10 protein-coding genes are annotated in these 13,322 nt (G+C 42.1%); 8 read left to right on the forward strand and 2 right to left on the reverse strand.

Annotated elements, in window-relative coordinates; all coding sequences use genetic code 11:
• The first annotated feature begins 125 nt into the window (after positions 1-125).
• From adh to F0342_RS20050, 3 genes are all read left to right on the forward strand, one after another.
• Positions 126-1,646 carry an aldehyde dehydrogenase gene (gene adh / locus F0342_RS20040; protein ID WP_149157615.1) on the forward strand — a complete coding sequence of 507 codons (1,521 nt, stop codon included), beginning with the start codon at positions 126-128 and terminating at the stop codon, positions 1,644-1,646.
• 1 nt (position 1,647) lies between these two features.
• Positions 1,648-1,980 carry a DUF779 domain-containing protein gene (locus F0342_RS20045; RefSeq protein ID WP_149157616.1) on the forward strand — a complete coding sequence of 111 codons (333 nt, stop codon included), beginning with the start codon at positions 1,648-1,650 and terminating at the stop codon, positions 1,978-1,980.
• A 211-nt stretch (positions 1,981-2,191) separates the two neighbouring features.
• Complete coding sequence (locus F0342_RS20050; protein WP_149157617.1) at positions 2,192-3,652, forward strand: catalase; 1,461 nt, start codon at positions 2,192-2,194, stop codon at positions 3,650-3,652.
• Positions 3,653-3,973: 321 nt separating this feature from the next.
• Here F0342_RS20050 and F0342_RS20055 read toward each other — a convergent pair whose 3' ends face one another.
• A complete protein-coding gene (locus F0342_RS20055; protein WP_149157618.1) occupies positions 3,974-5,356 on the reverse strand; it encodes a sigma-54 interaction domain-containing protein in 1,383 nt (460 codons plus the stop codon).
• 299 nt (positions 5,357-5,655) lie between these two features.
• Here F0342_RS20055 and pruA point away from each other — a divergent pair, with 299 nt between their 5' ends.
• The 4 genes from pruA to F0342_RS20075 all read left to right on the forward strand — a co-directional run bounded on the left by pruA (position 5,656) and on the right by F0342_RS20075 (position 11,489).
• On the forward strand, positions 5,656-7,200 hold the full coding sequence (gene pruA / locus F0342_RS20060) for an L-glutamate gamma-semialdehyde dehydrogenase (protein ID WP_149157675.1): 1,545 nt from the start codon (positions 5,656-5,658) through the stop codon (positions 7,198-7,200).
• Between the two features lie 86 nt (positions 7,201-7,286).
• Positions 7,287-8,480: an ornithine--oxo-acid transaminase gene (locus F0342_RS20065; protein WP_149157619.1), complete on the forward strand. Its 1,194-nt coding sequence runs from the start codon at positions 7,287-7,289 to the stop codon at positions 8,478-8,480.
• Between the two features lie 151 nt (positions 8,481-8,631).
• Positions 8,632-9,876, forward strand: coding sequence for a Glu/Leu/Phe/Val family dehydrogenase (locus F0342_RS20070; protein ID WP_148970825.1), 1,245 nt, complete (start codon positions 8,632-8,634; stop codon positions 9,874-9,876).
• Between the two features lie 221 nt (positions 9,877-10,097).
• Positions 10,098-11,489, forward strand: a complete 1,392-nt coding sequence (locus F0342_RS20075; RefSeq protein ID WP_149157676.1) for an aldehyde dehydrogenase — start codon at positions 10,098-10,100, stop codon at positions 11,487-11,489.
• A gap of 92 nt (positions 11,490-11,581) precedes the next feature.
• Here F0342_RS20075 and F0342_RS20080 read toward each other — a convergent pair whose 3' ends face one another.
• Complete coding sequence (locus F0342_RS20080) at positions 11,582-11,815, reverse strand: DUF378 domain-containing protein (RefSeq protein ID WP_149157620.1); 234 nt, start codon at positions 11,813-11,815, stop codon at positions 11,582-11,584.
• Between the two features lie 199 nt (positions 11,816-12,014).
• On the opposite strand from F0342_RS20080, the gene F0342_RS20085 reads away from it, so the two are divergent.
• Positions 12,015-13,178, forward strand: a complete 1,164-nt coding sequence (locus tag F0342_RS20085; RefSeq protein ID WP_149157621.1) for an iron-containing alcohol dehydrogenase — start codon at positions 12,015-12,017, stop codon at positions 13,176-13,178.
• The last annotated feature ends 144 nt before the right edge of the window (positions 13,179-13,322 follow it).

Raw genomic sequence — 13,322 nt, forward strand, 5'->3', positions numbered from 1 at the left:
ATCGTGAATTAACGAAAAATAAAGAATTTTTTAACAATACACTTGTCCGTACCTCATAAATGACCTATAATAACAATGAAAGCGCTTAATTAACAGAAAAATACATAAATACAGGAGGATCTTAGATGCTTTATAATAATCCGAATACTGAAGGTTCATTGGTACAATTTAAAGACAAGTATGAGAACTTTATTGGTGGAGAATATGTGCCGCCAGCAAGTGGAGAATACTTTGAAAATGTATCACCTGTAACAGGGAAAGTTTTCACGAAAATTGCCCGTTCAAACAAAGAGGATGTCGAAAAGGCATTAGATGCAGCACATGCAGCGAAAGACGCATGGGGTAAAACCTCTGCTACGGAAAGATCTATTATTTTAAATAAAATCGCGGATCGTATGGAAGAAAACTTAGAAATGCTTGCTGTAGCCGAAACATGGGATAATGGTAAGCCGATTCGTGAAACATTAGCGGCAGACTTACCCCTTGCGATTGACCACTTCCGTTATTTCGCCGGATGTATCAGAGGCCAGGAAGGATCTCTTGGTGAGATTGATAATGATACGGTCTCATATCATTTCCATGAGCCTATCGGGGTTGTAGCCCAAATCATTCCTTGGAACTTCCCGATTCTGATGGGTGTATGGAAGATTGCCCCTGCCCTTGCTGCAGGAAACTGTGTTGTCTTGAAGCCGGCTGAGCAAACACCTGCTTCCATCATGGTCCTGATTGAACTGATTGAAGACCTGCTGCCTAAAGGTGTACTGAATGTAGTACAAGGATTTGGAGTAGAAGCAGGGAAACCACTTGCGCAAAGTAAGCGTGTTGGTAAGGTTGCCTTCACAGGTGAAACGACAACAGGTCGCCTGATCATGCAATATGCTTCTCAAAACATTATCCCTGTTACATTGGAGCTTGGTGGTAAATCACCTAATATCTTCTTTGAAGATGTAATGGATCAGGAGGATGATTTCCTGGATAAAGCAGTTGAAGGTTTCGTGATGTTTGCACTTAATCAAGGAGAAGTGTGTACATGTCCTTCAAGAGCGCTAATCCAAGAATCGATCTACGATAAGTTCATGGAGCGTGCGATCGAACGCGTGAAACAAATCAAACAGGGGAACCCGTTAGATACAGATACAATGCTGGGTGCCCAAGCTTCTCAAGAACAATTGGATAAGATTCTATCCTATATTGAAATTGGAAAAGAAGAAGGAGCGGAATTACTCATCGGTGGTGAGCGAAATTCACTGGATGGGGATCAGGAAGCCGGTTTCTATGTGAAGCCGACCGTCTTCAAAGGCAACAACAAAATGCGTATTTTCCAAGAAGAAATCTTTGGCCCTGTTGTTTCCGTTACAACATTCAAAACGAAAGAAGAAGCCCTTGAAATTGCTAATGATACTCTTTATGGACTTGGAGCAGGTGTATGGACGCGTGACATGAACACGGCTTACCGTTTCGGTAGAGAGGTTCAAGCAGGACGCGTATGGACTAACTGTTATCACCAATACCCGGCACATGCGGCATTCGGTGGATACAAAATGTCCGGTATCGGTCGTGAAAATCATAAAATGATGTTATCACACTATCAACAAACGAAGAATTTACTAGTCAGCTATAGTCCTAAAGCGTTAGGATTCTTCTAAAATGGAACAGCGACTAGAGGCAACAGAACAAGCCCTTCAACTGATTGAAACGTTAAGAGGCAAGCACGGTGCCCTCCTGTTTCATCAGTCAGGAGGATGTTGTGATGGCAGTTCTCCTATGTGTTTAAGTCAGGATGATTTGATCATCGGTGACAGTGATGTATTAGTAGGTACTGTAGCCGACTGTCCTTTTTATATGAACGAACAACAATATGAGTATTGGAAGCATTTCCGGATCATATTGGATGTAAAAGAAGGAAGGGGAGGAGTGTTCTCTTTGGAATCTACTGAAGGCGTCCGCTTTATCACGGATTCTAAATTGATCAAATCATAAACGTGAAGGTTTTGGTTCTACTCTTCCAAACTCGATAATATTTTTAGAGACAACTTATTGTATAGGTTGTCTCTTTTCTTATGCCTGATTTTATTATTTTTAATGATTACTAATTTAAAATAATTATAATTTGTGATTGACTTTCATTCTCAAATAGTTAAAATAAAATTATAATCACTTAATAATAATTATAATTTAAGGAGTGTTTTTAGTGGATAACAGAAAACTTACAACGAATCAAGGCTCCCCGATCGGCGATAACCAGAACTCGATTACAGCTGGAGAAAGAGGACCTGCACTGCTTGAAGATTATCAGCTAATTGAGAAATTGGCTCACTTCGATCGAGAACGAGTTCCTGAAAGAGTCGTTCACGCCAGAGGAGCGGGAGCGCATGGTACATTCATTACAAAAAACAGCATGAAAAAATATACAAAAGCCGCACTTTTTCAAGAAGCTGGCAAAGAAACACCTGTATTTGCCCGTTTTTCCACTGTCGTCCATGGACAGCATTCTCCTGAAACCTTACGGGATCCCCGTGGATTTGCCGTGAAATTTTATACAGAAGAAGGAAACTGGGATTTTGTGGGGAATAACCTTCCTGTCTTCTTTATTCGTGATGCTATGAAGTTCCCGGATATGGTTCATTCTTTAAAGCCGAATCCACAAACGAATATCCAAGAACCTGAGAGATATTGGGATTTCATGTCCTTGACTCCGGAATCTACCAATATGCTCCTGCATCTCTATACGGATGAAGGGATTCCAGCTAACTATAGACAAATGCGCGGATCCAGTGTGCATGCCTATAAATGGGTGAATGATGCGGGGAATACCGTGTATGTGAAGTTGAGCTGGAAACCAAAGCAAGGCATTGAGAATCTATCTTCAGAAAAAGCAGCAGAAATCCAAGGGAAAGATTTTAACCATGCAAGTCGTGATCTCTATGAATCGATTGAGAAAGGTGAATTCCCGGAATGGGATCTGTATGTTCAGGTACTGGATCCCATGGACATGGATACCTTTGATTTCGATCCTCTTGATGCAACGAAGGATTGGGCGGAGGATGACATTCCATCTCACTTTGTCGGTACGATGATTTTAAATGAAAATCCAGAAAACATCTTTGCGGAAACGGAATCAGTGGGCTTCAATCCTGGAGTGCTGGTGAACGGAATGCTTCCGTCCGAAGATAAGTTGTTACAAGGAAGATTATTCTCTTATTCAGACACACAACGTTATCGAATCGGCGCCAACTACATGCAACTCCCGATCAACTGTCCATTTGCTCAAGTGGCGAATAACCAGAGGGACGGACATATGCCATTCAAGCAGCAGACGGGCTCAGTGAACTATGAGCCGAACAGCTTCGATGATACACCGAAAGAAGTGGGGGGATATACGGAAATACATCAGCCGATGACGGGTGAAAGAGGAAGACAGAAAATCCGGAAGACAGATGATTTCGGTCAGGCTGGACGCATTTACAGAAGCTACCCGGATGAAGTGAAAGAGCAAGTAGTGAAAAATATTTCCAGTGAACTATCACAAATTAACAAAAGAATTGCATTGCGCGCAGTGTGTAATTTCTTCCGGGCGGATGTAGAGCTCGGTAAGAGGTTGGCGGAACGTATTGGGGTGGATTTGACCCCTTATTTGCAGCATATGGAATAAGTATGGATGATTGAGTACTGGTCTTTTTGTCGGTGAAGATGCACTGATGAAGGGGCTGGTGCTCTTTTATGTTTTGGGGAATTTTAGTGGGGTGTGAAGATTTAATGAAGAGGGAGAAGAAGGATTCTAAACATTGAATAGTCTTCAACAATATTTATCTGCCATATTCAGGTTTTATCTGCCGTATTCAAAATTTACGTGCCATTTATAATTTTTATCTGCCATTTTCCAAAAAAACGACAAAAATCACATACCGAAACAACCCCAATCACCCAAAAAAACAAAAAGCCACTCCCCAAAAAAGAGAAGTGACCACCACCATCAAAACGAATTCCGTTCGATCCCGTACTTCCGAATCCGATACTGCAAATTCTGCCGGCTCATTCCAAGGGACTTCGCCGTTTTGGTGATATTAAAGTCATGGTATTTCAAAGATTTTTGAATATAATAGGTTTCGGCTTCTTCTATGAAAAGCTCCAGTGGTTTGATCTCTGTTCCGGATTGGTAGAGGAACTCCGATTCATCCTGGTTTTCTTCTCCGCCAGATGTGTGGTGGATGCGTTGCCTGAAACCAAATGGAAGATGATTGAAACCGATCTCCATTTCAAAGCCAACGAGATTAAACGCTCCCTCGATGACATGCTCAAGTTCCCTCACATTGCCTGGCCAGTCATACTGCTGAAAAATATCCCATACTTCATCCGAAATCCCCTTAATACTCATGGCAAAATGGTGGTTGAATTGGTCAATGAAATAGTTCACAATCTCCGGTAAATCTTCTTTTCTCGAACGGAGAGAGGGGATGAAGATTGAAACAATGCTCAGCCTGTAATAGAGGTCCTTTAATAACCGTCCTTCTGCGATGGCGTCGATGGGATCCTCGTTCACCGTGGCCATCACCCGTACATCGTATGGAAGGTCCGTCCCTCGGGAAAAGAATTTTAATAGCTTCTCTTGGAGGGAAGGGGTTAAGGAGTTGATTTCATCGAGCAGGAGCGTTCCTCCCTGGGCTTGTTGGAAGAGGGATGGTCGGTGATCTTCCGGGTTGCTGCCTTCCCGCTCCTCATGAAACAGGATTTCTTCAAGCATATCATCACGTAATGATGAACAATTCTGGGTGATGAAGGGACGGTTGGCACGGGCGCTGTCGTTATGGATGCTTTGTGCGAAAAGTTCCTTGCCAGTCCCGATTTCACCACAGATCAACACAGGGGAAGAAGTCCTGGTCGCCCGCTTTCCGGTTTCGATAGCGTCCTTAAGACTGTGATGCTGACCGATGATGCTATCAAAGGTATATAAGCTGCTCGGACGTTTATGTATATGATCTCTCATCACTTTTTCGAGCTTGGTGATGTCCCTGGCAATTTCAATCGCTCCAATCAACACCTCATCATGAAAAATAGGGAAAGTATCGTTCATCGTCGTGATTTCGATACCGTTTATATTAAAGTAAGTTTGCTTCACATTGAGGGTTGGTTCCTTTGTGTTTAGAACTTTAAGAAGGGTACTTTCCTCTTCAGAGTGAAATTGGAAAACATCCAACAAATTTTTATCCAGGACGTCCTCAATTTCCATGCCTTCGATTTCACGCATTTTACGATTGTAGATGATGGTTCTCCCGGTAGAATCGATGACATGAACGCCTGATTCAAGATGTTCAGCGACTTTTTCGTACATATACAAACGTTTTTCGGATTCCAGCATGCTGTCTCTCTCCTCTTCATTTTTGTTAGATCTTACTGCAAAACGTATCGTCTATAGTCTTCTTTTTGTGCAAATTTTCCATCATTTTGTTGTTTGTTTTATGACTTAGTAGCAAAGGAATTCGCAAAAAGAGTGGAATTATAAAAAATTATAAAAAAACTCTTGAAAAACGCAACTATCTTTTGCATTATTATAAGTGTAAGGGTTTTCTAAATGCAAATATTTTTTGCATACCTGTTAACTAACCTCGTCACTAGAGGATGAATAAAAAATCTTTGTTTAAAGGGGGAAGTGCCCAAATGATTCCTTACAAACACGAACCGTTTACAGATTTCTCAGAGAAAGAGAATCAGAAAGAATTTAATGAAGGTCTAAAGGTAGTAGAAAGTTACTTAGGTCAAGACTATCCATTAGTGATTGGCGGAGAGCGGGTAACAACTGATGATAAACTGGTTTCTGTAAACCCAGCAAACAAAGAAGAGATCATCGGACGTGTATCAAAAGCAAATCAGGATTTAGCTGAAAAAGCGATGAATGTTGCCTTTGATACATTCCAAACTTGGCGTAAAGTGAAGCCTGAAACTCGCGCAGATATCCTTTTCCGCGCTTCCGCTATTGTTCGTCGTCGTAAGCATGAGTTCTCTGCTTTATTAACCAAAGAAGCAGGTAAACCATGGAATGAAGCAGATGCTGATACAGCAGAAGCAATCGACTTTATGGAGTATTATGCTCGTCAAATGCTTCGTTTGAAAGATGGGTTCCCTGTTGAAAGCCGTCCAGGTGAATATAATCAATTCAACTACATTCCATTAGGAGTCGGAGTTGTCATCTCACCTTGGAATTTTGCCTTTGCGATCATGGCTGGTACAGCAGTAGCAGCAATCGTTACGGGTAACACGGTTCTTCTTAAACCAGCTTCAACGACTGCTGTTGTGGCAGCGAAATTCATTGAAGTATTAGAAGAAGCAGGTCTTCCGAAAGGGGTAATCAACTACGTTCCTGGAAGTGGGGCTGAAGTTGGTGATTACCTGGTTGATCATCCAAAGACACGTTTTATTTCATTCACAGGTTCTCGTGACGTTGGTATCCGTATCTACGAAAGAGCAGCAAAAGTGAACCCGGGTCAAAAATGGCTGAAACGCGTTATCGCTGAAATGGGCGGTAAGGATACAATCGTTGTGGATAGTGAAGGAGATCTTGAATTAGCGGCTAAATCAATCGTTGCTTCTGCATTCGGATTCTCCGGACAAAAATGTTCTGCTTGTTCACGTGCCGTGGTTGTAGAAGATGTTTACGATCAAGTACTTGAGCGTGCAGTGGAATTAACGAAAGAATTAACAGTTGGAGATCCTACAGACCGTGATAACTTCATGGGTCCTGTGATCGACCAGGCGTCATTCGATAAAATCATGAGCTATATTGAAATCGGTAAAGAAGAAGGTAAGTTAATGATTGGTGGAGAAGGGGATAATTCAAAAGGCTTCTTCGTAAAACCAACGATCTTTGCTGATCTTGATGCGAATGCTCGCTTGATGCAAGAAGAAATCTTCGGACCGGTTGTCGCATTCTCGAAAGCAAAAGACTTTGATCATGCACTTGAGATCGCGAATAACACAGACTACGGTTTAACAGGTGCAGTCATCACCAATAACCGTGCGAAGATCGAACAGGCTCGTGAAGATTTCCATGTTGGGAACCTTTACTTCAATAGAGGCTGTACAGGAGCAATCGTTGGCTACCAACCATTTGGTGGATTCAACATGTCGGGTACCGACTCCAAAGCGGGCGGACCGGATTATCTTCTGCTTCACCTTCAAGCAAAAACAACATCAGAAACACTTTAAGGGTATGAAAACGGGAAGGAGCCTTTGTTGACAGGGGCTCCATCCTTGTAGATAACATTTTTTTCATTACGTAAGGAGGAATCTATATGACAGTAAGTACTTATTCGATTATTGAACAAACAGAAAAATATGGTGCAAAAAATTATCACCCACTTCCAATCGTTATTTCAGAAGCGGAGGGTGTATGGGTTAAAGATCCAGAAGGCAATAAGTATATGGATATGCTTAGCGCTTATTCAGCAGTCAACCAGGGACATCGCCATCCAAAAATCATCCAGGCGTTAAAAGATCAAGCAGACCGTGTGACACTGACGTCACGTGCGTTCCACAACGACCAATTAGCCCCTTGGTATGAGAAGATTTGTAAGATGGCTGGTAAAGACATGGCTCTTCCAATGAATACAGGTGCCGAGGCAGTGGAAACGGCGATCAAGACAGCTCGCCGCTGGGCGTATGATGTGAAGGGGGTTGCTGAAAATAGTGCGGAAATCATCGCGTGTAACGGGAACTTCCACGGAAGAACGATGACAGCTGTTTCCCTATCTTCAGAAGAAGAATACAAGCGTGGTTTCGGACCGATGCTTCCAGGAATCAACTTGATTCCATACGGTGATCTGGAGGCGTTAAAAGAAGCCATCACTCCAAATACAGCCGCTTTCCTTATCGAACCAATCCAGGGGGAAGCAGGGATCGTATTTCCTCCTAAAGGATTCATGAAAGCAGCACACGAATTATGTAAAGAAAACAACGTTCTATTCATTGCAGACGAAATTCAGGCAGGGCTTGCCCGCTCAGGGAAGATGTTTGCATGTGAGTGGGAAGATGTTGATCCTGACATGTACATTTTAGGAAAAGCACTTGGAGGCGGAGTGTTCCCGATTTCATGTGTTGTGGCCAATGAAGAAGTATTAGGCGTATTCAACCCTGGCTCCCACGGTTCTACTTTCGGAGGGAATCCAATGGCATGTGCGGTTTCTGTCGCATCACTGGATGTATTGATCGATGAAAACCTGGCAGAGCGTTCTCTTCAAATGGGAGAATACTTTATGAGTAAACTTCGTGAGATAGATAATCCTATGATTAAGGAAGTTCGTGGTAGCGGATTATTTATCGGAGTGGAACTGAAAGAACCAGCCCGTAAATACTGTGAACAACTGAAAGAAGAAGGGCTGCTTTGTAAAGAAACACATGATACAGTCATTCGTTTTGCTCCACCACTTGTCATCTCACAAGAAGACCTGGATTGGGCAATCGAAAGAATCAAAAAAGTATTGTCTTAATTCCAGCTGGAGTTAAAAGTTTTTTTCTTAAATCGACTGGAATAGGCATGAAAATAAAAATTATTTCTTTCCCCAGTCAATGGTTAAAGATACGGTAATATGTTACAATTACAACGTTTCAGATCACATAATAAAGAGGCGAATGTTTACAATGGGAGAAAACCTTAATCTGTTTACTTCTACACAGCATGTCATCAATGATGCTTTATCCAAGCTAGGGTATACGGAAGAAATGTATGAACTTCTGAAAGAGCCGATTCGTATGTTGACCGTTCGTATCCCGGTTCGAATGGACGATGGCAGTATCAAAGTATTTACGGGCTACCGTGCACAACATAACGACGCAGTCGGACCTACCAAGGGTGGAGTACGATTCCATCCTGAAGTGGATGAAGAGGAAGTAAAGGCTTTATCCATGTGGATGAGCTTGAAATGCGGTATTGTTGATTTACCATACGGTGGAGGAAAAGGCGGGATCATCTGTGATCCAAGAACGATGTCTTTCACTGAACTGGAAAAGCTAAGCCGCGGCTATGTTCGTGCCATCAGTCAAATTGTTGGCCCTACAAAGGATATACCGGCACCAGATGTATACACAAACTCACAGATCATGGCTTGGATGATGGATGAATACAGCCGTCTTCGTGAAAATGATTCACCAGGATTCATTACAGGAAAACCGATTGTTCTTGGTGGTTCCCAAGGTCGTGAAAAGGCAACAGCTCAAGGTGTTACAATCTGTATTGACCAAGCTGCAAAGAAACGTGGCATCGACATCAAAGGTGCACGCGTCGTCATCCAAGGTTTTGGAAATGCCGGCAGTTTCTTAGCAAAGTTCATGCACGATGCCGGTGCAAAGGTCATCGCCATATCCGATGCCCATGGTGCCCTTCATGATCCGGCTGGTTTGGATATTGATTATCTGTTAGATCGTCGAGATAGCTTCGGTACAGTAACGACTCTATTTGAAAACACGATTTCAAATAAGGAATTATTGGAGCTTGAGTGTGACATTCTTGTTCCGGCAGCGATTTCAAACCAAATCACTGAAGAGAATGTCTATGATATTAAAGCATCCATTGTGGTAGAAGCTGCAAACGGTCCGACTACCTTTGAAGCAACTCGAATTCTTTCTGAAAGAGGAATCCTGCTTGTACCAGACGTACTAGCAAGTGCTGGTGGAGTAACGGTTTCATATTTCGAATGGGTTCAGAATAATCAGGGGTATTATTGGACGGAAGAAGAAGTAAACGAGAAGCTTCATGCTAAACTTGTCGAAGCTTTCAACAATGTATATGAAACATCTCAGAATCGTCGAGTGAATATGCGACTCGCCGCATACATGGTCGGCGCACGCAAAATGGCTGAAGCCTCTAGATTCAGAGGTTGGGTGTAACGATCGCATAAAATAAGAACGTATTCTCAATATATTGGGGATACGTTCTTTTTTCGGTTTGTAAAGGAATTTTCTAGTTGGTATCGAAATGATTAGAGAGCATCGATTCTGGGTAAAATCATTGAAATTGACATCGGATGAGAATCATCATACGATATTTAGGTTCTTATGTTTAAACTATTAAACATTAACGTTTTGGAGGGATTCATGTGTCAACTGAAATGATTATAGAGGAAGCTTCTCTTGAAGCGGTTGAATCAACACTTCAACATCATAAGCATTTTTTTAAGTCCGGGGTTACGCGGCCACTACAATATAGAAAAGACTTGTTAGAGAAGTTCTCAGCAGTCATAAAAAATCATGAAGCAGAAATCATCGATGCGTTGAAAAAAGATTTAAATAAATCCGAAATGGAAACGTATGCGACAGAAATCGGAATCCTGCTTGAAGAAATTCGATTCGTTCTGAAGAATATCGACGAATGGGCAGAACCTAAAAAGGTAAAAACGGCGAAAACACATATTGGCTCGAAAGCCTATACTGTCCCGGAGCCTTATGGGGTTACACTGATCATCGCACCTTGGAATTACCCGATCCAACTTGCACTGGCCCCTGTCATTGGAGCGATAGCAGCCGGGAATACAGCCATCATTAAACCGTCAGAACTAACTCCTTCTACATCTGCTTTATTAGCGGAAATGATCAATATTCATTTTGACCCAAGACAGCTTTTCGTGATTGAAGGAGGAGTGGAGACGACACAGCATCTCCTGAAACAGCCATTCGATTATATTTTCTTTACCGGGAGCGTTCCAGTCGGAAAAGTAGTGATGGAATCAGCGGCAAAGCAGTTGATTCCTGTCACTCTTGAATTGGGCGGGAAAAGTCCGTGTATCGTGGATGAAACGGCTGAAATTCCTCTGGCTGCAAAGCGTATCGCATTCGGGAAAGTAACGAATGCCGGACAAACGTGTATTGCACCTGACTACCTATTTATTCATAAAAGCAAGAAAGATGAATTTATCACTGAATTTAAAAAAACGGTCATTGAATTTTATGGAACAGAACCATTAAAGAGTGAAAAATTTGGTCGGATTGTAAATGAGCGTCATTTCAATCGTTTAACAAGCTACTTGGAAGAGGGAGAAATCCTCTTAGGGGGAAATGTGGATTCTGGGAGCTTAAAAATAGAACCGACTTTAATGAAGCCGAGAGACTTTACTGTACCGGTGATGCAGGATGAGATATTCGGCCCGGTTTTCCCAGTCATAGAATATGAGGAGCTTGATGAAGTCATTGATTTTGTAACAGAGCGGCCGAAACCGTTGGCCCTTTATTTGTTTACTAGCAATCCAATTACAGAAGAGAGAATCAACAAATCGATTTCCTATGGTGGCGGTTGTGTAAATGATACACTTATGCACATCGTTACACCATATCTTCCTTTTGGAGGAGTAGGGGAGAGTGGGATTGGGAATTACCATGGAGAATCAAGCTTCTCAACCTTCTCACATTACAAAAGCATCTTAAAACAGACGACGAAGTTTGACTTAAGCTTCCGTTATCCAAGTGGAAGATTTGGTATGCAGATCATTAAGAAGTTATTGAAATAAGAAAGGTGACCCAGAGGATGGGTCACCTTTGACTTTTTAAGCGAGGGATTGAAGTGTAATCCTCGTTAATTTTGATGCTGCTTGAGCATCATTTATCTTGTTGGTTCAGTATGAGGTTCTCTTTCAAGCTCTTCAGTTGGTTTGAATAACAGTCCAAGATTAATTAGACCGGCAATACCAACTAAACCGTATATGATACGGGATAGAGCGGCATCTTGACCACCAAAGATGGCTGCAACAAGATCGAATTGAAAGAAGCCGATAAGTCCCCAGTTCACAGCACCAATAATGGTAAGAACCAAAGCAATACGTTGAATTGTACTCATGTTGTTTTCCTCCTTATTGAATGGCTCATCTATAAGTTTCCCATTGCGCTTATTCCTATTCAGTTTGACTGCTACAAAATTTCCTTATGCAAGTTCTTTGCATTTTGGGGATGATATATTCGATAATAGGAAATGTGTTGTAGACATTTTGGGTAACGAAATAGTTCGGCCCTTATAAAATACAAGGAGGTAACAAATAATGAATGAATTTACTTTTTATAATCCAACCAAATTGATTTTTGGAAAAGGGCAAGTAGAACAACTGAAAGAATTGGTACCTCAATATGGTAAAAAAGTGCTTGTCGTGTATGGTGGCGGAAGCATTAAGCGTAATGGGTTATACGATCAGGTAATGTCAGTATTGAAAGATATTGATCGCGAAGTATTCGAACTTTCCGGAGTAGAACCGAATCCACGTCTTTCCACAGTCAGACGAGGTGTAGAGATAAGTAAAGAAAATAATATTGAATTTATTTTAGCTGTCGGTGGAGGAAGTGTCATCGACTGTACAAAAGCAATTGCTGCTGGTGCAAAATATGATGGTGATGCATGGGATCTCGTAACGAAGAAAGCTTTTGCAAAAGAAGCTCTTCCATTCGGAACAGTCCTGACTCTTGCAGCGACCGGCTCTGAAATGAATGCGGGATCTGTTATCACGAATTGGGAAACGAATGAGAAATATGGTTGGGGCAGCCCGGTGACATTCCCGCAATTCTCTATCTTGGATCCGGTAAATACCTTCACAGTACCGAAAGATCAAACAATCTACGGAATGGTGGACATGATGAGTCACGTGTTTGAACAGTATTTCAATAATGCAACCAACACACCTCTACAAGACCGTATGTGTGAGTCCGTTCTGACTACGGTTATTGAAACAGCTCCGAAGTTGCTAAATGATCTTGAAAACTATGAGCTGCGTGAGACGATTCTGTACTCTGGAACAATTGCCCTTAATGGAATGCTGCAAATGGGTTACAACGGTGACTGGGCCAGTCATAACATTGAACATGCTGTGTCGGCTGTATACGACATCCCACATGCAGGTGGACTCGCGATTCTATTCCCTAACTGGATGAAGCATAACCTGAAAGTGAATCCTTCGCGATTTGCTCAACTGGCAGAACGAGTATTCAATGTCGACCCTGCCGGTAAGTCAGAAGAGGAAGTGGCACTGGAAGGAATCGAAAAGCTTCGTGAATTCTGGACGAGCATCGGAGCCCCGTCCCGCTTAGCAGACTATGATATCGACGACAGTCAACTGGACCTGATGGCCGACAAAGCGATGGTGAACGGCGAATTCGGTAACTTCAATAAATTAAACAAAGACGACGTTCTTGCTATATTAAAAGCATCTCTTTAAAACGATATTGGGAGGGACGGACCTTGAACAAGGTCCGTCCCTCTTTATTGGTTTGTACGCCAATAATTAGGGGAATATAAGCGGGTGAGAACAGATGTTGAAAAAAGTTTTCAATGCACACGCTTACATAGAGGGAGCTTTCTT

It is taken from the genome of Bacillus sp. CH30_1T (genome assembly GCF_008364765.1).
Taxonomy (GTDB): Bacteria; Bacillota; Bacilli; order Bacillales; family Bacillaceae_B; genus Rossellomorea.